The organism is Paenibacillus sp. FSL L8-0333 (assembly GCF_037965665.1).
Taxonomy (GTDB): domain Bacteria; phylum Bacillota; class Bacilli; order Paenibacillales; family Paenibacillaceae; genus Paenibacillus_AQ; species Paenibacillus_AQ odorifer.
Genome location: NZ_CP150186.1, coordinates 1707579 through 1728918, shown reverse-complemented (window position 1 = coordinate 1728918; position 21340 = coordinate 1707579). Strand labels below are relative to the sequence as shown.

Annotated in this window: 16 protein-coding genes; 4 read left to right on the top strand and 12 right to left on the bottom strand. The window is 45.4% G+C overall.

The window, feature by feature from the left end:
- Positions 1 to 10: 10 nt before the first annotated feature.
- From NYE72_RS07580 to NYE72_RS07565, 4 genes are read right to left on the bottom strand one after another with little or no spacing between them, the layout of a single operon-like run.
- Positions 11 to 2425, bottom strand: a complete 2415-nt coding sequence (locus tag NYE72_RS07580) for a helix-turn-helix domain-containing protein (RefSeq protein WP_081389379.1) — start codon at positions 2423 to 2425, stop codon at positions 11 to 13.
- Between the two features lie 51 nt (positions 2426 to 2476).
- Positions 2477 to 4063, bottom strand: a complete 1587-nt coding sequence (locus tag NYE72_RS07575; RefSeq protein WP_339211656.1) for an extracellular solute-binding protein — start codon at positions 4061 to 4063, stop codon at positions 2477 to 2479.
- A 34-nt stretch (positions 4064 to 4097) separates the two neighbouring features.
- Positions 4098 to 4982: a carbohydrate ABC transporter permease gene (locus NYE72_RS07570; protein WP_036675671.1), complete on the bottom strand. Its 885-nt coding sequence runs from the start codon at positions 4980 to 4982 to the stop codon at positions 4098 to 4100.
- Between the two features lie 17 nt (positions 4983 to 4999).
- Positions 5000 to 5971 (bottom strand): sugar ABC transporter permease, encoded by a 972-nt coding sequence (locus NYE72_RS07565; RefSeq protein WP_036675672.1) that lies wholly within the window; start codon positions 5969 to 5971, stop codon positions 5000 to 5002.
- A gap of 264 nt (positions 5972 to 6235) precedes the next feature.
- On the opposite strand from NYE72_RS07565, the gene NYE72_RS07560 reads away from it, so the two are divergent.
- Entirely contained in the window at positions 6236 to 8227 is a 1992-nt protein-coding gene (locus tag NYE72_RS07560; protein ID WP_339211653.1) for a beta-galactosidase, read from the top strand.
- Positions 8228 to 8302: 75 nt separating this feature from the next.
- On the opposite strand, the gene fucU is transcribed toward NYE72_RS07560, so the two are convergent.
- From fucU to NYE72_RS07540, 4 genes are read right to left on the bottom strand one after another with little or no spacing between them, the layout of a single operon-like run.
- Complete coding sequence (gene fucU, locus NYE72_RS07555) at positions 8303 to 8731, bottom strand: L-fucose mutarotase (protein ID WP_036675675.1); 429 nt, start codon at positions 8729 to 8731, stop codon at positions 8303 to 8305.
- A gap of 11 nt (positions 8732 to 8742) precedes the next feature.
- The gene (locus NYE72_RS07550) at positions 8743 to 9393 is read right to left on the bottom strand and encodes a class II aldolase/adducin family protein (protein ID WP_038569477.1); all 651 of its coding nucleotides are present in this window, start codon (positions 9391 to 9393) and stop codon (positions 8743 to 8745) included.
- Between the two features lie 20 nt (positions 9394 to 9413).
- Positions 9414 to 10859 (bottom strand): rhamnulokinase family protein, encoded by a 1446-nt coding sequence (locus NYE72_RS07545; RefSeq protein ID WP_036675679.1) that lies wholly within the window; start codon positions 10857 to 10859, stop codon positions 9414 to 9416.
- A gap of 29 nt (positions 10860 to 10888) precedes the next feature.
- Complete coding sequence (locus NYE72_RS07540; protein ID WP_076215876.1) at positions 10889 to 12655, bottom strand: L-fucose isomerase; 1767 nt, start codon at positions 12653 to 12655, stop codon at positions 10889 to 10891.
- A 241-nt stretch (positions 12656 to 12896) separates the two neighbouring features.
- On the opposite strand from NYE72_RS07540, the gene NYE72_RS07535 reads away from it, so the two are divergent.
- Entirely contained in the window at positions 12897 to 13667 is a 771-nt protein-coding gene (locus NYE72_RS07535) for a DeoR/GlpR family DNA-binding transcription regulator (protein WP_036675683.1), read from the top strand.
- 41 nt (positions 13668 to 13708) lie between these two features.
- Here the strand turns inward: NYE72_RS07535 and NYE72_RS07530 are convergent, their stop codons facing one another.
- Positions 13709 to 14416, bottom strand: a complete 708-nt coding sequence (locus tag NYE72_RS07530; RefSeq protein ID WP_051490864.1) for an SGNH/GDSL hydrolase family protein — start codon at positions 14414 to 14416, stop codon at positions 13709 to 13711.
- A gap of 66 nt (positions 14417 to 14482) precedes the next feature.
- Between NYE72_RS07530 and NYE72_RS07525 the strand changes: the two genes are divergently transcribed.
- A complete protein-coding gene (locus NYE72_RS07525; RefSeq protein WP_339211650.1) occupies positions 14483 to 15457 on the top strand; it encodes an aldo/keto reductase family protein in 975 nt (324 codons plus the stop codon).
- 82 nt (positions 15458 to 15539) lie between these two features.
- On the opposite strand, the gene NYE72_RS07520 is transcribed toward NYE72_RS07525, so the two are convergent.
- Entirely contained in the window at positions 15540 to 18215 is a 2676-nt protein-coding gene (locus NYE72_RS07520) for a YhgE/Pip domain-containing protein (protein ID WP_339211648.1), read from the bottom strand.
- A gap of 236 nt (positions 18216 to 18451) precedes the next feature.
- Between NYE72_RS07520 and NYE72_RS07515 the strand changes: the two genes are divergently transcribed.
- Positions 18452 to 18979 carry a hypothetical protein gene (locus NYE72_RS07515; RefSeq protein ID WP_036675687.1) on the top strand — a complete coding sequence of 176 codons (528 nt, stop codon included), beginning with the start codon at positions 18452 to 18454 and terminating at the stop codon, positions 18977 to 18979.
- An 80-nt stretch (positions 18980 to 19059) separates the two neighbouring features.
- Here NYE72_RS07515 and NYE72_RS07510 read toward each other — a convergent pair whose 3' ends face one another.
- Together NYE72_RS07510 and NYE72_RS07505 are read right to left on the bottom strand one after the other, a co-directional pair.
- On the bottom strand, positions 19060 to 20025 hold the full coding sequence (locus NYE72_RS07510) for a family 43 glycosylhydrolase (protein ID WP_036675689.1): 966 nt from the start codon (positions 20023 to 20025) through the stop codon (positions 19060 to 19062).
- A 12-nt stretch (positions 20026 to 20037) separates the two neighbouring features.
- Positions 20038 to 21315, bottom strand: coding sequence for a glycoside hydrolase family 27 protein (locus NYE72_RS07505; RefSeq protein ID WP_076101288.1), 1278 nt, complete (start codon positions 21313 to 21315; stop codon positions 20038 to 20040).
- Between the last annotated feature and the right edge of the window lie 25 nt (positions 21316 to 21340).

The window sequence follows — 21340 nt, the reverse complement described above, 5'->3', positions numbered from 1 at the left end:
CCTCTTACTTTTAAAGAGCTTCATTATTATGGCTTAGCTCTCTATAGCGGCTTGGAGTTATTCCCTCTTGTTTCTTAAAAATCCGGTTAAAATAGCTATGCTGATAACCCACCTGTTCAGCTACATCGTTAATTCGCAGCGAGGTATCACGCAGCAACTCCTTGGCTTTATCAAGCCGCAATTCGGTCAGATAATCAATGAAATTTTTCCCGGTGACCCGTTTGAATGATTTACTCAGTAAAAATGGGCTGATCCCTGTATAATCCGCACATCCATCCAGCGAAATATTATCCATATAATGCTCATTGATATACATCATGGCATGCTCAATCGTCCGTTTGATTCCGGCATCAGAACGCTCGCTCAGCTCCGTCAGATACGGTGCGACTACCTTTTCCTGAAACCAGGCAAGGATAAGCTTCGGCTCATGAATTTGCGACAGTGCCGCGTACAGATTAGCCCCTTTGAACAGTTGGTTTGGATGAATGCCTGAGACCATAATGGCGTGCTGAATACTGCCTAACAAATGAAGCATGCCCTGCTGCACATCAATCACTTTTGCCCCATTGGCACACAGTGCCTCCAGAAATTCCTCCAACAGCCGGTAAGCCTCTTCCGCTTCTCCTGTGCGCAGGGCCTGAATCATTCCGCGCTCCAAAGTGAACGAATATTGCGGTTCTGGCGTACTTTGCCCCTCACGATCCAGTAGCTCCATATTAATAATCTGGTTCTCACCACCAAACTGGCGATAACTAGCGGCTTGCTTCGCAGCCTCGAACGCTAGCGGAATACCGGATATCCTTCCAACCGGTGCACTAAACGCCACTGTTACCCTCATTTTTAACATGCGATTAATCGTTCCTGTCAGTTCTTCGCTAAAGGCTTGCACCGCTTCCAGCGATGGATTCGCAACGGGTTCGATAAGAAGTAATCCTGCCGTGAGATCATGGAAATTGATAATATCAGCCTGCTTAAAGTGCTCGGCAGACAATTCTCCGATAATATTGACGGCGGCGAATGATACAAGACTTTCATCACCGTTGCGGAACTTCCCCTCCTGGCTGGAGATGCCTGTAAGCTGAATATAAAGAATAATATAATGACAATCCTCTACTTCCCACTTAAAACGCCGCATCCGGCTTTGCAGATCCTGCTCAGAATAAGAATATAAATACCCCTGAAACAGCTGATGCAGGAAGCTTTCCTTCACATGTGGAAGCTGCTCGGAAAGAGTGTACTTCAGGGCATGGCTCTCCCCGTGCAAGTTCTGCCAATGCCGTTCAATCAGAATGAACTCATCCTCCCTACTCGCAGCCGCCGCTTGGTCAGGCAACAAAGTCTGCAGCAACCGTCCTATCGGTGAATAGATTTTACGGGAAGCAAACCAAGACAGAATCGCCGCCAGCAGCAAAGCACTAAAGCTAACTAAAAATATCAGTCTCGAAATGAAGACGACAGGTGAAGTTATGCTGGTTATCGGTGAAGCGGACACATAGAGCCAATCTGCGGAGAGTCGGGAAAACTCACCATAAGTCACTGCATATGTAGCCTTACCCCAGTCGAAGAGAAAAGAGGACTCAAGATTTGACTCATGGTTCGCGCTCCGTTTCACAATCTCATTATGCAATGCGGTAAGTAAGGGAGAATCCTCGGCACTGTCTCCAGCAGATACGTACAAATCCCCCGTCGTCTGCAGCAAAAATGTCTCGCCGCTATTATAAGGTGTCATAGTTCGTAGCATCGCAGCTACTTTCTCCGTATCCATGCGGAGCAAAAGAGCCCCGAAGGGCTTCAAGCTTCCGCCCGGAATATGATGGACAAGCGTTAATTCTTTGACATTTGGTTTATTGGGATCGAATGCCCACTGCGTCCAATAGGTGCTTTGTTCAGTATCAATCAATTTGTCATATTGACCCGATACCGCGCTGGAGTCAATCGTGCCATATTCGGGATTAAATAGTAATGGATGATCTCCTGATAGATAGAGTTCAACGTTACTCGTCATCGTGTTCGAGCCCTGCATCACTACGAGTGTCTTCGTAATATCCCAAGCCCGCTCATGATCCTGAATAAAATCAAGGCCATTCAAGCTGTAATCAAACTTGGGATCAAAGGCCCAATGTGCCAGCATCAGCTCCAGATTGGACAGTTGATCATCAATATTAGCCGCCCGCTGTTCAATCTGCCTGTTATGCATCTGCAGCAGCTCGCTCTCCAGGCGTCCCCCTGCCATCCAGTAGACAAGCGCACCAATAATAAACCCCGGAATGGATGACACCACCAGCATAATGATCAGATTTTTACGATAATATCGGCCCTTACAGCCTGACCAGCCTTTTGTATAACGCTTCCATTTCGCCACATTTCTCATCACTATGCTCTCACCAGCCGAATCAGATAAATTTGAAGTGCAATCGAACCACATTCGTTTTGCTCCTCAGATCCTTTCCAGCCGGATAAAAGCACTAGGAAGGATCTAGCGGTCAGCCTTAGCGTATAACTCGTTCATTTCCTTAACTAAATCATCTCCACCTGTTTTTCTCCATACATCAAATGCTGATTTCAATTCAGCTTCATCAATTTGTCCTACAATATATTTTATGCGTGCATCATTAATTACATTGTCGAGTTGAGCACCCTTTTGGGAATATACTGTGGAAATAAAGGCCTCTGCCGGATTAACCACGATCGAAGCTTCATTTGCTTTCTGAACTTCGATTTGTTTAAGCCGCAGCGGTGTCTGAGCTACAGTCTTGGATTTGTCCTCAGGTATAAAGGCCAGAATTTGGTTTAACCCTTCCACTTCTGACTCCAGAAGGACAGTGTCTTTGGAGCGTTCAATAAAACCATCCACCATAGTGTAGTGAGTACCTTCCAGACCAAAACCTAACATCGTTTGTAATTCCGGATTATTGATTTGATCTAGAAAAGCCAGTACCCGTTTCAGTTCTGCTTCGCTCTTCACAGATGATTTTGGAATAGCCAGCATGCCCGAGAAACCAGAGGTCGGCAATGTATGTAGCTTGCCATCCGTACCTGTTACGCCCCCGCTTACATCTACATAATGTTTATCCGGTTCGTCTTTGCCTTCTTTTTCTAGCGCAGCGTGAATTTTATCATCCACCCGGGCGCCTGTATCGACCACATCGACGATTACTCCTGCCTTATTGTTCACGATCGGATCTGTCCATTTGGCACTGTCCATCACAGCGAAGTCGGAGTTGATCAATTTCTCATCATACAGCTTCTTCATGAACTTAAGCGCTTCCAAATATTCTGGATATTCATGCTCAGGCAGTAGCTTGCCATCTTGCACGCCCCATTTATTCGGTGTTCCAAACCATAACTTAATGGTATCAAAACCGCTGGCCCACTGGCCGCTCCATTTGACCAGCACCATGCCATAAGTATCCTCTTTACCATTGCCGTCTGGATCTTTTTCCTTGAACGCTTTCAGCATATTGTAGAAATCATCTACCGTCTGCGGTGTTTGCAGCCCCACCTTCTCCAGCCAATCCTTACGGAAAACCATACCGTTACGGCCGAGTACACGCCCCCGATAGATTCCGTAATTCTTCCCATCAATAGCCGAGTTTTTCAGAATAACCGGGTTCGCTTGGCTTAAATTCGGATAATCCTTAAGATAAGGCCCTACTTCCCAGAATGCGCCCGATTTGGCAGCGTTCACAAAACTAGAAGCCTTAACATCCCCCACGTAGATAATAGTCGGCAGTTTCCCAGAAGCTAGCGTAATATTAAATTTATCTGCATAAGATGCGTTCGGGACCCACTCAAAGTGGATTTTTGTGTGGGTCTGTTTCTCCAGTTCAGCAGCAACCGGACTGCCATCCTTCGGATAATTTGTTTTGAATATCGGCAGCATGAGGGTCAGATCCAGCGGGGACTCGCTTTTCTCTTCTCCAGTATTACTACTCCCCTCACTTTTGCTGTTAGAACCTGCAGATTCATTACCTGAGCAACCTGCAACAACAGTGGTAACCATCATAGCCACAAGTAAAAGTAACAACCAGCGCTTCTTTTTTACCGAACGATTAGCTTCCATTATTATACCTCCAAATTGGAATAAGTTAAGTTTGCTATCCTTTAACAGAACCCAGCATCACCCCTTTAGCGAAATGTTTTTGCAGAAATGGGTACACACATAAAATTGGTAGAGTACCTACTACAATGACCGCCATTTTAATCGACTGCTCCGGTGGCTGCACAAAGCTCGGATCCATAGAACTCATATCGCCAGCCGCAGATTGGGACAACATTACGATCTGTCGCAGCATCACCTGCAAAGGCCATTTTGTCGGATCCGTAATGTAGAGCAGTGCCGAGAAGAAATTGTTCCAATGTCCCACAGCATAGAACAACGTAAATGTAGCAAGAACCGGTTTGGATAAAGGAAGGACTATCTTCCACAACAAGCCCAGCTCAGAACAACCATCAATACGCGCCGCTTCTTCCATTTCTATAGGCAGCTCCTGAAAAAAGTTTTTGACAATAATCAGGTTAAAGGCGCTAATTGCTCCCGGTAAAATAAGAGAATTGAGCGTATCCAGCAGATGCAGTTCCCGAATGACGAGATAGGTTGGAATCATTCCTCCACCGAACAGCATCGTAAAAATAACAAGGTTGAGTACCAAATTACGGCCCATCAGATATCGTTTTGCCATCGGATAAGCCATTGTTACCGTGAAGAATAAATTAACGACAGTTCCGATTACCGTAACATAAATAGAAACCCCTATACTGCGCATAATCGTATCTGTTGAAAAGATAAATCGGTAGGCGTCAAATGAAATCGTGGTCGGGATCAGGAATACGGCACGTTTAGTAATTTCCGCATCTGTAGCGAAGGAGCCCGAAACCACAAAGAGGAAAGGGAGAATCGCTACGATTCCGATAATCCCTAAAAATATATAATTGAATACATCAAATGCAGTTCCACCCGTACTCTTGTATTGTTTGGCCACAGCAAGCTACTCCCTTCTCAATAAAGTCCGGATTCACCAAATTTTTTGGCGATCCAATTCGTCCCGAGCACAAGCGTCACACCGATTATTGATTTGAATAATCCAACAGCTGTACTGTAGCTAAAAGCTCCCTGGGTGATTCCCAGTGCGTATACATAGGTATCGAACACCTCACCTACTTCACGATTAAGAGCATTCATCATTAAATAAATTTGTTCAAAACCGTTATCCAAAATCGTTCCCATCCGAAGAATAAGTAAAATAACGATTGTACTGCGAATAGCAGGCAACGTAATATGCCAAATCTGCCGCCACCTGTTCGCACCGTCTACTACCGCAGCCTCATATTGCTCCACATCTACACCGGCCAGCGCTGCCAGGAATATAATTGTCCCCCAACCGCACTCCTTCCAGATCGTCTGGAGAATAATCAATGGACGGAACCAGTCGGGATTAGCTAGAAAGTCTATTTTCCTGCCTGTAAACGTATACAAAAACTCATTTACAGTCCCGCCTTCCGTAGTTAGAAATACATAGCTCATACTGGCCACAATGACCATGGATATAAAGTGCGGAACATAAATCATCGTTTGTATCGTCTTTTTATAGAAGGAAAGCCGTATTTCGTTTAGAAGCAGTGCCAGAATAATCGGCGCCGGAAAAAAGAAAATCAAATTATAAAAAGATAACAATAACGTATTGCGCAGCAGCATAAAGAAATCGGGATTCTGGAAAAAAACACGAAAATGCTCAAAACCTACCCATTCACTTTTCTGAAAACCAAGAAACGGCTGGTAATTCTTAAAAGCCAACAGCACGCCCCACATCGGAACATATTTGAAAACAAGAAAATAAAGGACTCCAGGGAGCAGCAGAATATATAACCATTTATCACGTTTAAAACGTTTCCATCTTCTTACCCGGATATTTCGATAGGTCTGCGGTTTTGGCTGTTGTTCTGCAGTTCCCGGAACTGTTACGTGCTTCATCCTGTTCACCTCCATTTGTCATGTACAGCTCGCGATTACTGTAGCCATGGATTACTGCAATCACCCTTACTGCGACTCCTATTATGCTGCGAGTGATTTTTTCCAGCAATCGGACTTTTTTGAACGCTCTATATAAGCTAAAAATCCCATTTTATCTAAAAAGTCCAAACCGCGCAAAAGTTTACTATTGCCCGCAAGACCCTAACAACCTATGATTCCAAGTGATGATTTCCAGCAAATGTTTGCCTTAAAGGGGGAGCTGAATTGAAGAACAAGTTATACTATGGTGCTGCTTGGTATCCCGAGCTATGGAGTGAAGAGGTGCTTGAGCAGGACATCCTTCTAATGAAAGAAACGGGGATTAATATCGTACGAATCGGAGAATTCATTTGGTCTGCCTTGGAGCCAGAAGAAGATAAGCTTGATATCCGTCCCGTCGTGAAATATATCGAAAGGTTACATAGAAACGGAATTGACACAGTAATGTGTACGCCGACACCTACACCCCCCATTTGGCTTACCCATGGACATCCTGAGCGCTGTTATGTGGATGAGAGCGGAACGGTAATGGGACATGGAGCACGGCAGCATATCTGTACGAACAATCCTTATTTTCGTGAGCGGGCTGCCATCATTACGGAGCATATTGCCAAGGAGACCGGAGCACTTCCGGGGTTAACCGCCTGGCAGCTCGATAACGAATTCAAAGCGCATGTGGCGGAGTGCATGTGTGAAACCTGTAATGGCTTATGGCATATCTGGTTGCAGCAGCGCTACAGCTCCATTGAAAAGTTGAATGAGGCATGGGGAACAGCCGTCTGGAGCCAAACTTATCAACGTTTTGATCAGGTGCCACAGCCAGGACCCGCACCTTTCCTCCACAATTCATCTCTGCGGACGATGTACCGCTTATTTTCAATGGAAAAAATCGCTGAATTCGCCGATGAGCAGGCTGATATTATCCGCCGCCACTCCTCTGCACCAATTACCCACAACAGCAGTGTCGCTTTTCATCTAGATAATGAGCGGCTATTTCAGAATCTCGACTTTGCCGCCTACGACACTTATGCCTCACAGGAAAATATGCATGCTTATCTGCTTAACTGTGATCTATGGCGAAATTTCAAGCCGGGAAAAGATTTCTGGATAATGGAGACAGGACCCTCGTTTGCCGCATCTCTAGTAAGTTTTGGTGTGCCACATCCGAACGGATATCTGAAGGCAGAAGCGGTTGCCGCCTATGCGCTGGGTGCAGGTGCATTTTGCTATTGGCTCTGGCGCCAGCATACTTCCGGAAGTGAACAAACACATAGCTCGATCCTTAGTGCCTGGGGAGAACCCGCTCTAGGGTACGATAATGTGCTGGAGGCCAATCAAGCACGGCAAGAAATTGAACAAATTATGCTCTCCACCCGGCCCCTTCGGGCAGATGTTGCGATTACCTATTCGGACAGAACCAAAGCTTATCTCGCAACTGAACCTCATCGGAAGCTAAATTATCGTAGTCTGCTGGGCGATTTCTACAAAAGAATTCTACATATGGGTATTCACCGGGATCTGCTGCCCGAAGGCGGTGACTTAACCGGATACAAGCTGTTATTCACTCCATTCGTACATTATTTGTCCCCCGAGTATGTGGAAAGTGCGCTGGCCTTCACAGCAGCTGGCGGGATTTGGATTGTCGGTCCTCTTACCGGAGGACGAACGAAGGAGCATACCCTTCATACGAATGCCGGACTTGGGGAATTGGAGCGATTAGCAGGAGTCAAAACTAAGTTTATCTATCCGCTGGAATCAACAGGCACGATTGGACACGCTTTTGGGGTATCTGCTCCCTTGTCCATGTGGAGTTCTGTTTTTGAACCCGTTTCAGAGTCCGCTTCCAGTCTCGGAATGATTACGGAGGGGGTGACGCCGGGTTTGTCCTTTCTGACGGAGCAGCCTTACGGACAAGGTACTATTGTTATGCTGGGTTCAATGCCTGCCGGTGAAGAAGGTGACCTAATGTTATGTAAACTTATTGATCATTATGCAGAACGTACTGGTGTTACCGTACGCAGTGATGTCACTAAGGGAACCCTTGTCTGCCCTAGAAGCAATGACCAAGGTACCGAAGTGTGGACCATTGTAAATATGGATGGACACGGGGGAAGTCTCACACTCCCGCGGGACGGACATGATGTTCTCTCAGGCAAATCCGTGGCCTGCGGCCCCCTCTCCCTTGGTGCATATGAGTACAGAGTAATCCGGTTATAAATACTTATCCTTACAGCATAAAAAGCCGCTAACTCCTTGGTCACCCAAGCGGTTAGCGGCTTCATTTCCGTTATTTTAACTTTTAATAACGCCTTTTTTAAGAATAACATTCCCATACAATGCTTCTTCACCAGTAACTATAACCGCATAACTTTGCTTAGAACGGTTATAGAAATCAAAACGTTCCTCATGTTTAATCGTCGCTTCAGCATCATGCTTGGCAATGATAGTCTCGTATGTGGACCAGATGACCGGCACAGTTGGATCTCCAGCCACCACTGCCATAAAAGCCACCTGTTGCTCTGCATAATGATCCAGAGGTAACAACTCTAAGATGGCATCCAGCAGGTCAGGAATACCGATGCCATCATATCTCAGTACCCTCGGATTCAACGAATGTCCGGGATAATTAGCATCAGCCAATACAAGCTCATCCCCATGACCCATTTCCATCAGAATGCGCACCAGCTCCGGAGAGAGCAGCTTAGGAATTCCTTTTAACATAAGGCACCTCTTTACTTCCCATAAAATGATCGCAACGCTACCAGCTCATCAATCCGATGCTGCGGCAATTCTCTCTCCCCGCCAATCATCCGGGTAATGAAGGTGAGCTTGGCCGTATACTCAAGCCGTTCCATATTCAGATATGCTTCCATAACATCTTCTCCCCAAGTAAGGGCTCCGTGATTCTCGAGCAGGACCGCAGTTTTTTTGCCCAGGAAAGGCATCAGTGAATCTGGAATTTCTTCCGTCGATGGTGTTCCATATTCCGCCAACGGAATATCTCCGATCATAATCACCGACTCTGGCATCATCATCTTGTCGAGCGCCTCACCTTTTATGGCAAATGCAGTAGCATACGGGGGATGTGCATGGACCACACCCTTCATCTCTGGCAGCTCATTATAAATTCTTAGATGCATTTTCGCTTCCGTTGAGGGTCTGTAGCCTTCAGCTGCTTCAAGGACTTCACCTTGCAGATTCACTTTCACAAGCATATGAGGCTCTAAATATCCCTTACTCACCGCTCTGGGGGTAGTCAGAATTACATTCTCTGATAAGCGAGCAGAAATATTCCCATCATTAGCCGCGATAAAATCTTTATTAAACAGGTTTCTCCCGATATCACAAATCTGCAAACGTAATTTTTGTTCCAATGTATCCATAGGGTTTCTCTCCTCGCATCCTATTTTTCACAAACCTTCATCAAAGAAGGCTGATATGTCTTAAAGGCAAAAGATCTTTCCACTACCTGCTTGCCCTCGGAGATTTCCAATTCCCCTAGGGCAGCCAGTTGAATAATTATATTGCCAATTGCACTAGCTTCCACAGGCCCTGCTACAACTTTTCTCCCCGTAATATTAGCGGTAAGCTGACAGAGCAGTTCATTCTGAATCCCACCACCGACCATATGAATGATATTGATTTTTTTGCCGGTGATCTCTTCCATTTCGTTAATCGTATGGCGATAGGACTCTGCTAAGCTCTCAAGTATGACGCGAATAATCTCAGCTTTCGTGTAGGGGGCTTGCTGGCCTGTTCGTTCGCAATATTCTCTAATCCGTTGGGTCATCACACCGGGTGTACTAAACAGTTCATCATTCGGATCAATAATTGCTGGGGCATGATTTATGGTTTCAGCTAGCTCAACCATTTGGCCTTGGCTGACGTATTTTCCCGCTTCTGCCCAATTCCTTTGCAGCTCCTGCAAAATCCATAGTCCCGTTATATTTTTGAGCAAACGATTAGATTGGCCGTAACACTGCTCATTTGTGAATCCGTATTCATAGCTTTTCTCTGTAATGACAGCTTCAGGCGTCTCCATGCCCACTATCGACCATGTTCCACAGCTTATAAATGCTGCATTATCCTTAAGAGAATACGGAATGGAAGCTACTGCTGAAGCCGTATCATGAGAAGCACCCGCAATTACCTCCATTGGACCAACGCTAAGCTCCTCTTGAATTACCGGAAGGATAGGACCAATGACCGTCCCCGATTGAACCTGTTGTGGCACTAGGCTAACCGGGATACTAAGCCTGCTAAATACTTCAGTAGAGACTTCACCAGATACAGCGTCCATTAAGCCACTTGTACTCCAAATCGTGCTTTCTGCTGCCGCGATACCAGAGAACAAATAGTGGAACAGGTCTGGCATCATTAAAATAGTATCTGCGACCTCTAGCAGAGAATCATTATCCTGAAAATCAGCAAACAGCTGATAAACCGTATTAATCAAGCTCGGTTGAATACCAGTAACGCTAAATTGCTCCCTTGGCGGAAGCAGTACTTCCAACCCTTGACGATGACTTCCCATTCTCTTATCCCTATAATGATGGGGGGAATAGAGCAACATCCCTCTTTTATCAATAAAACCGTAATCGACTCCCCACGTATCCACGCTTAGAGACCTCAATTTTCCACGCGCCCTATAAGCTCTCTGGATTCCTTTTTTCATTTCGTGAAAGAGCTTCAAAACATCCCAATACAAATGCCCGCCAATATACACCGGGGTATTAGCAAACCGATGAATTTCTTCCATGCGAAGGGTGTTACCGTCATACAATCCCAACATCACTCTTCCGGAACTGGCGCCAAGATCCATAGCCAGAAGCTTAATCGTATCACCCATTTCAAGCACACCTGCTCCACAAGAAGATTTTAATATAGCGGTCCGAAATTCTGACAGGCTCTGTAATCTGCTCCTTCCAGATTCTCCGTCCCAAATAACGACCACACCCGTGGCCTGAAAATACGTGATTCCTCAACGTTATGCATACTTACTGGAATACGCAAAATCGACGCCAGCGTAATCAGATCCGCCCCGATATGGCCATAACTGATCGCCCCATGATTCGCGCCCCAATTATTCATGACATCATATACCGATTGGAATGAACCACTGTTAGTTAGCTTAGGAGCGAACCAGGTCGTCGGCCAGGTCGGATCTGTTCTTTGATCCAAAGTATGATGAACCTCTTCAGGCAGCTCTACGGTGTGACCTTCAACAAGCTGAAGAACAGGTCCAAGCCCCTTCACCAGGTTCAAGCGAGCCATAGTAACCGGCATTCCGCCTTGGGTTAAATAATCGGTAGAGAAGCCGCCTCCCCGGAAATATTCTTGAGAAGCTGGCCGGAATTGTGTATTGCTTAGACAAGCCTTAGCCTCTTCGTCTGTAATCTCCCAAAAAGGTTTGATTGCAGGCTTACCCTCTATCCTTTGCTCACCTGTGCCATCAAGCGCAGCCGAACCAGAGTTGATCAGATGCAGTATTCCGTGAGCTGCTTCTCCCTCCAATTGATGACCCGTCACTCGCTTCACAGCATCAGGACTCCAGAAGGTCCGGACATCAGCAAAGATTTGTGCTGTATTCGTAAGCAAATAATTGAACAGCATCGTTACCCCATTCAGGCTGTCATTCTCTGTCGCTACGAGATAAGGAGCACGTTTGCCGTTCCAGTCAAAAGAAGAATTCAACATCGTCTCCATGAAATCGCCGTTAGGGAAATGGTCCGTCCATTGTCTCTGGCCTTGGAAACCGCCAACAATCGCATTGTGGCCGTTAGCTTCCTCCGCAAAACCAAGCTCAGCGAGAACCGGATTGCCGATCATCAGGTCGCGGGCGATCAATGTCATTTTCACACAGGTCTCCCACTGCTTCTCTTTCTCTTCTGCACTGATTTGCAGATGCTGCGGATTATTATCGGCGCCAACTTGGCAGTTTTCTTTAGTCCACGCAAGCGCCCGCTTAAATTCCTCTTTATCATAAATCTCTTCTTCAAAGCGCCGGACATATTCAGACATATCTATATATTCATTGCGCATGCCCAGATACTCTTGGAAAAATTGTTCATTCACAATGGAACCCGCAATCCCCATCGAAACAGAACCCATAGATAAATATGATTTTCCCTTCATTTGAGCAACTGCTAAGCCTGCTCTAGCAAACTGTAGCAATTTAGACTGCACATCCGCTGGAATCTCTTCACTGCTAGACTCTTGAACCTCTTCACCATAGATACCAAACGCAGGAATTCCCTTTTGAGCATACGCAGAGAGAACAGCAGCTAGATACACAGCACCCGGCCGTTCCGTTCCGTTAAATCCCCACACGGCATGCGGAATGGATGAATCCATATCCATTGTCTCTGAGCCATAACACCAGCAAGGCGTCACGGTGATCGACACCCCTACGTTAGCCCCGGAGAATTTCTGAGCCGCAGCAGCAGCTTCTTTAACACCACCGATCGTAGAATCGGCGATGATGCACTCTACAGGACTTCCATTCGGATACCTTAAATTCGCTTCAATAAACTTAGCCACCCGCTGAGCCATGCCCATCGTTTGCTCTTCCAGTGATTCACGAACGCCTCTTCTTCTGCCATCAATGGTTGGGCGGATACCAATTTTCGGATAGTTTTCTATCAATGCCGTTCCTCCTCAAGATCATCTTAGAGTCATCGTTAATAGATCTATTTCTCCTTCATCATAAAATCTGCAAGCGCTTTAGTCAACACAAAACAACATATTACCTAAACAAAAGTGTGGTTTTATGTGATATAATTATTATATATTGTGGTTTTATGTGAATATGTAATTATTTTTAGATTTAAACAACAATGTAGTACACTAGAAAGCAGACGATTTATATATAAAGGTGAGTGAACGAATGAAAGCATTTGAACGACGGGATCTAATTATTAAAGAGCTTTACAGACAGAAGAAGGTCCATGTCGCAGAGCTAGCGCAAAAATTCAACGTCTCGGAAGAGACCATTCGGCGGGATCTAGATAAACTGGACAAAGAAGGTCTTGCCAAAAAAAATTATGGTGGGGCCATTCTCAATGCCCATACCAATGAAGATCCTTCCTATACCAGCAGGCATCAGGTCAATATTGAAGCGAAGCGAATCATAGCCGATAATGTACTGCAATTAATCAATGATGGAGACAGCTTGGTGACGGATACGAGCTCAACGGTGTTTGAAGCCTTGCGTAGAATTATTGAGGAGAAAAACAATCTGACAATTATTACGAACTCTCTGGTGGTATTATCTGAATTTCAACACTCCGGTCAAAAGCTGATTTCCACAGGTGGAATTTTAGGCCCCGAGACCAGCTCCTTTGTTGGAAATACCGCTTCACAGACAATTCGAAAATATAATGTGGATGTAGCCATATTCAGCTGTAAAGCATTGTCCATGACAGGCGGTCTAAGTGATTCAAATGAAGAAGAAAGCGAACTGAAGGTGCTTATGCAGCAGCAGGCGAATAAAGTGGTTCTGCTCGTAGATCACTCCAAATTTGACCGGACCGCGTTCATTAAGTTGTTCAGCTTTGATAGAGTGGATTATATCGTTACAGATCAGAAGCCTTCTGAGGAATGGATCGATTTCTTAAATAATTACCATGTATCTCTTATCTATGCGCCCGCTGAGTGATCAGTAGGTGCATAGATAAAGAGAGATAATGACTTTATAACTTAATTGTTTAAAAGACCACTTTCCAAAACGACCTTCAGCCATTCCCCAGCAATCAGATCATGCCCGGCAGTCGTCGGGTGAACGCCGTCCCACAGCCAATAGGCTGCCTCTGCTCTCTCTGCAGCTGCGTTGAAAGCATCCTGTAGAGGTACATAAACCGTATCAAATTGCTCAGACAGCTGCTTAACCACTCCCTGATAATGTGTAATCTTCGCTTCCCATTCTGTCCACTGTTCAGCTGGAGCTCCGGTATTTAAAATAAAAGGCTCACATAAAACCAGCTTCGTATGTGGCAGAACTTCACGTGTTTCTTCAAGTACGTGACGGTAAGCGCGTTCAAAACGGTCCGTAACTCCACTTGGTTCCCCTTTCATCATTCTCCAAATATCGTTTACCCCAATCAATATACTAATGATGTCAGGCTGCAAGCTAATTGCATCTTCATTCCAGCGTGCATATAAATCGGAGATTCGATCTCCACTCACTCCGCGGTTATAGAATACCAGATTTTCTTCTGCCCGCTCATTCCCTAGCTTGCCTCCGATGATATACGCATAGCTATGTCCAAGAATATGATTCGGGTCTTCATCACGACCTCGATTCCCATCCGTAATGGAGTCACCCTGAAATAAGATCACTTTTGATTTTTTAGTAGCTGGATTAGTCATTGAATCTTTCATCTCCTTGATTACTAGTATATTAATCATTCAACTTGAATGTCTCCTATAATACAAGTAAAGTTATCATATAGAATACAAGGAGGAAAGAGAAAAATGAAATATAGAAGACTAGGCAATTCAGGGCTCAAAATCAGTGAGATCGGACTAGGCAGTTGGCTTACATATGGAACCGCAGCAGAGCAAAAGGCAGCTGATGCTTGTATAAGCAAAGCTTTTGAATGCGGTATCAATTTCTTTGATACGGCTAATGCATATAACCGTGGCGAAGGCGAAAAAGCGATAGGTGCTGCTCTACGTTCCTATGAAAGATCATCTTATGTGCTAAGTACAAAGGTCTTTTTTCCCATGGGAGACGATGTTAATAACCGTGGCTTGTCCCGCAAGCATATTATGGAGCAATGTGAAGCCAGCCTCCGCCGCTTAGGCACCGATTATATTGATGTATATTTTTGTCATCGCTTTGATACAGAGACCCCTGTAGAGGAGACTCTACGCGCGCTGGATGATCTGACGGCTCAAGGTAAGATTCTCTACTCCGCTGTTAGCGAATGGAGCGCAGCCCAAATCTCCAATGCTGCTGGTATCAGCCGCAGACTGAATCTGCGTCCACTGATCTCCAATCAACCCATCTATAATATGTTCGAACGTTATATTGAAGACGAGGTCCTTGAAGTATCCCAGCGTGAGGGGCTGGGCCAAGTGGTCTTCTCTCCACTGGCGCAAGGAATTCTGACTGGCAAATATAAACCGGGACAACAACCTCCAGCAGGATCCCGTGCTGCGGATAATTCAGTTAATGGTGTAATCTCCAGCTACCTCCGTGATGATGTGTTGTCTGTGGTTGGACAGCTGGTTGAACTCGCTCACAGTTTAGACCTGAAGCTGTCGCAATTGGCATTGGCTTGGATCCTGCGCCAGCCTGGTGTAAGTTCAGCATTAATTGGTGCCAGTAAGCCAGAACAAGTTGCAGAAAACGCCAAAGCTGTAGATGCGGTACTCTCCGCTGATACTTTACAGCAGATCGAGGAGATTCTTAAGCCAGTAGCTGATTTTGCTCCTGCAAGATAACCTATTGCACACTTGCCATATAGTACACAAAAGAGGTTGTGCCAAAAGCCATCACCATGGCTTAGGCACATTCTCTTTTTCTTTAAGAAATCAATTTAGACTCTTCGGCTTGTTCAGAAGCCTTATGGATAAAAGGCTCCAGTGGTTTCTTGAGGAGTAATGCCAGCAAGAGTGCCAGCACACCGAAGATAATCAGATAGATCACATCACGAATCGCCACTTCTGGCAGAATTCCCCCAACCGCCTCCCGCATCAGACTAATTGCATAGGTAAACGGCATATACGGATTTAATATTTGAAAAAAACGCCCTGTCGTACTAATCGGAAATGTACCGCCGGAGCTAGAGAATTGAAGCACCATGAACACGATCGCTATTCCTTTTCCCAGGTTGCCAAATACAGCGACAAGCGTAAATACAATGGTTACGAACACGATGCTGATTAACACTCCAAAAAGTACAAACCACACCTTATTCACCACATAACAGTGCAGAATAAAAATGTTGCCAAGGACAGCCACCAGCCCCTGAAGAATTCCCACCGTAAGGAAGGTCAGCAGGCGGCCAAAATACAATTGATATCTTTTGTACGTTAGCCCACCCGTATCCACACCTGTGCGGAGAAGGGAGACAAGCAGTGTGCCTCCGACCCATAAGGAAAGTACGACATAAAAAGGAGTCATTGCCGAGCCATAATTCGGAATGGGATATAACTTATTCTCTTTTAACACTACCGGATTGGCCAAAAAATCACTTTTGCTCTTAATATCTCCTCCGAGCAGTTGTGCAATCTCCCCCAGATCAATCTCCTCTTTAATTTGGCGGATCGTGGAAGCGGCTTTTCGAATCGAGTCTTCCAGTACTGGAAGATCATTTCTCACCAAATCTGCGGCAAGCGCCACTCCTTTATCCGCACGGGGGAGTCCTGTACGAATCAACTCCGAGACCTGATGAACCCGCTCTTCTACAGTAGGCAGATCCTGACGCACGAAGTTCGCAGCTTGCTGTATCTTTTCCCCTGCAGTAGGCAAGCTACTCTCCAATAGCGGAAGTGTATCTCGGATGAAGGCACCAAAGCCCTGGGTCTGATCGGCAACCCCACTGGCTGCTGTGTGGATCGCTTCGCGTATAGCTGGCAAATCCTGCTGCAGACTAGCTAAGCTTGTCTGCCCAAACTCAATCGCCGACATTGTCTCTTCCAGCAGGGTACCCAGCGCGGGTAAGCGATCTGGCACCTGCTGCAATGCGGTGGCTGTGACATCTGCCGCCGAAGTTATTTGCTCCAGTGTATTTTTTATGGCAGGGATTGTCGACGAATCATACCCTGAGATAAGCTTCGCAATCGCCAGCTTCCCAAGACCTGACTTTAGGAACAATTCGTTAATTGCACTGGAATCAGCGTCTTCCTTATTCTGAAGGTCAGTAATCATAGCATTTACCAAAGACTTCTGACTGTTCAAAACACTGTCCACACCTTTTAATGCCGCAATCTCAGCAATAGACACTGTTTCAGGCGAAAATGTGTTCAATGCATTTAATATAGAAAGTGTGTGTTCAATCACGCTGCTTCCTGCAGCCAACTGTGCTGAGAGTACCTCCAGCTGCTCACGTACAGCTTGCGGCTCGTTATCCTCTCCCTTTAACTGTTCAGCAAGCTTGAACACTGAGTTCTCCGTTTGCTGTAGGAGATTAAGATTCTGTTTGATAGCTGCTGGAACAGCTTCAAATGCAGCACTGCTCTTCTCCAAAAATTGTTGGAGCTCCAGAACAAAATCATTTCCGGCAGTGGCAATCTTTTCTGCCTCAGGCAGTGCTGTTAAGGCAGCATTAACGATTTTATGCGCTTCCGTAAGACCTTGCGAGGCCTGAGCCATGATCTGTTCAACTTCACCATAATGGTTATCAAGTTGAACGATTAGCTGTGCCGCTTCTTCAATCTTGGGCAGCTTGTCCTGTAGCCCTCCTAAATGATCTAAGGCACTCGCGATTTGCGGCCAATGCTCAGCAATTTTCTCTAAAGCCTCACCCGCTTTTTCCACCTCTGGCAGCTTATTCTCCAATGTGGAAATACGCTCTGCTGAAGCATGAATCTGCGGCCAATTTTCCTGAATTTTCAATACACGTTTACCTGCGGTTTCAATTTCTGGCAGGCTCGCCTCTAATTTAAACAATCCTTTTTCTACCTTGCGTATAATGGGCAATTCAGATTGAAATTCCTTATCGATTTGACTTAAAACAGTAAATACCGTCTCACTAATCGTTTCCGTGAAATTCTCACTGATCTGTGTGGTGATTGAAGTGGCGCCCTTATCCGTGATTTTAGGAGCAATCGCATTTATTTTCTCATTGACGGTATATTCGATCTCTGGTTTCACAATCGTTCCTTCAAGAATTCCAGTCATTCGTTTGGAGAAATTAGCAGGGATAACAATACTGGCATAGTAGTCTCCGCGTTTGACACCATTATGTGCAGTCTCTGCATCTACAAAGGTCCAGCCCAGGTTTTTATTGCTCCGAAGACTTTCCATGACCTCATTGCCGATATTAAAATCCTTCTCCTGCACCTTAGTACCTTCATCTAAGCTGGTAACAGCAATTTTAATGCCAGAAGTATTGCTATAAGGATCCCATACTGACGCAACGTTCACCCAATCATACACGGAGGGCAATACCACCAAAGCGGCAACCAGCAATACGGCCACAGGAACTCTGAATAAGTTACGCCAATCGTTCCTATAAATCCGTAGTATTCCGCCCATTCGCTGCTCCCCCTAATCTGCATGTTTTGATATTTTAATATGCCCGAGGAGATAAGCTTTTACTATTCATTTTAGGGAACTCGTGACTTCTCATTGCTTTTTAAAAAAACTTTTAAAAAAATGCAACAAAAACTGCTCATTTCACGTAAAGAGTAATATATAACCCGTTTAAGAAAAAACGGAGCGGGTAATAAGTTTTATACAACGTCTTACATATCTCAAGGGGGAGATTAATAATGTTTAAGAAAAAGTCAGCGTATGTGTTACCGGTTGTTGTTCTGTTGTTTCTTTCCCTCATTACTTCTGCAAGTACCGTTGGAACACGGGTAGATGCGCAAGATAGTGACAAGACCCAGCATCAAACAGTTTACTTTCATACTATTGAATCCGACCATGGCAAGCTCTCCGGTACGACCGATGAAATAAACTGGTATCAGGGTGCTGATGCCGATCGAATCTTTGCTGAAAGAGATCCAGAAGCTGCAGCAGAAATCGGCGGAGCTCCAGACAGTTATTATATTGTAAATGATGTTGATACTCTAACAACTTATCCGATAGCGGATAACGCCACAGTGACGTTGCAAATTTTTGATCACACTGGCAACATGGAAGACTTGGATATCAACTGGAATGAGTCCATCACCTTACAGCAATTTATGGATCAATTTAATAATACGGATGTCATCGACTTGAGCCAGTTCCCGTATCACATCACTATTCAGGACGGCGTAATTACTTCGATCGTTCAACAATATATACCTTAAGGTGCAACATAAGAAAGAGGGTTACTCAGCAGCCATCTACATGGCTTATGAGTAACCCTCTTTTTTATATACTCAACGAATTATTGTTTAGCAGCATCCTTAACGGGAACCCCAAAATTCGGCGTACCATCTTCATTCCAATGGAAGACTTGAGCACGAGTATGACGGTTCGGATCATACAACGGATCGCCAGTAATTTCTTTATAATTGCGGCAGTGGTAGATGAGTACATCTTCCCCATTTTCATTTACAGTAAAACTGTTATGACCCGGACCATATTGTCCATTCTCTTCGTGGGTCTGGAATACCGGTTCCGGCAGTTTGGTCCATGAAGCGGCGTCCAGCAGATCGCTGTCTTCATCCGCAACCAAAAGTCCCATGCAGTAATTGAAATCCGTAGCGCTAGCCGAGAAGCTGATAAAGATACGGCCGTTACGTTTAAGCACTGCAGCTCCTTCGTTTACCTTGTACCCAATAATTTCCCAGTCATATTCAGGAGTAGCAATCATCGTCTGAGGACCCGTTAGCGTCCATGGATTACTCATTTCAGAAATATACAGATTAGAATTCCCCTCAATATTCAGGTCCTTCTGTGCCCATACATAATACAATTTTCCTTTGTGCTGGAAGGTGGTTGCATCCAAAGCGAAGGATTCCCAAGCGGTTTTCACCTGGCCTTTTTCTACCCATGTTCCTTCTAAAGGATTGGCAGATTCATTCTCAAGAGCAAACATACGGTGATCGAATAATCCATCCTTCGTCTCCGTAGTACGCGCCGCTGCGAAATAAATGTACCATTTCCCGTCAATATAATGGAGCTCTGGTGCCCAAATGTTTGCACTAAGCGGACCCGTCTCATATTTACGCCAAGCTACAGCCGGTTCTGCAGCAGCCAATCCCTCGATTGTTGTTGCTCTCCGCACTTCGATCCGGTCGTATTCTGGAACAGAAGCAATAAAGTAGTAATAACCATCTGTATGTTTATATACCCATGGATCAGCACGTTGCTCCACCAATGGATTTTTATATTCTACACTCGTATTCATAATCTCTCTCCTCTATTTAAACTTTAACAATACAGAACCATGCTGTGGAAGAGTTTGAGAAATACCTTCGTTAACTACTTCCAAATCGCGGCTCTGCCATAGATCACGTATAGTATTAGGAATTGAAACATTAAGCTGCTCGAATGATACCTTAAGCGTTAATGTTTCATCGCTAAGATTAAACAAAGCTACATAATGGTTTCCTTGTTCATCCTCAGATGTCCAGATCGCATGCTCCTCATTTAGCGCTACCTGTCTGCCGCCTTTACCATAACGATGCAGATGAAGCACTTCCTTATTGGTCAATAAAGATAATGTCCAATCATCATTGTCCCGAAGTTCTCCTCCAAACATTAACGGGGAGCGGAAAATACTCCAAAGTGTCATCATGGTGACCTGCTCGTCATGAGTAAACCGCGTGAACCGGTCTCCCCCGCCATCTACAGAACGAATGCCCAGATGACCTAACGGCAGCATGTCACAATCCGGCCAATGGCCCGGCTGCACATAAGGAGCCCATTTCTCACAGCGCTCAAACATCCCGCGCAGCAAATGCCAATGATCCCAGTAATCATCGGTCATTCTCCAAAGGTTAGCGTGTCCGGCTAAGTGTTCAGCCTCTTCCACTGGAGCAGGTCCAGGCGAAAGACTGAGCACCATCTCGCGACCACTGCGGTCAATAGCCTTACGGATCATAGCAACTTCTTCTTTGTGGTATCCATAAATGCGAGAAGCGGCAATATCATCCACTTTCACATAATCCACACCCCAACTGGCATACAACTGGAACAGCGAGTCATAATACGCCTGACTGCCTTCTTTTGAAGCATCTACTCCATACATGTCCGTATTCCATGGACAAATAGAATTTGGGTGAGCCACATCGCGTGCGGTTTGCTCAGATCCTAGTATGGCACTGGCCGCATGAGCAGCCTGACGCGGAATTCCGCGCATAATGTGTATGCCGAATTTCAAACCCAATCCATGCACATATTCAGCGAGTGGCGCAAACCCTTTGCCTCCCGCTGCGGAAGGAAACCGGTTCTCAGCAGGTTGAAGTCTGGAGTACTCATCCATAACCAGCGGTACAAAGTTGCGATACTGCGAAGAATTCGCTCCAGGCTCATACCACTGAATATCCACAACTACATATTCCCAACCAAAGTCCTTCAAATGGGTAGCCATATATTCTGCGTTGCCTCTTACTTCTTCTTCATTTACACTGGCTCCGTAACAGTCCCAACTATTCCAGCCCATCGGGGGCGTAGCAGCTAACAAATTTTGTTTGATGATTTTCACGTCCTTTTCAAAAACT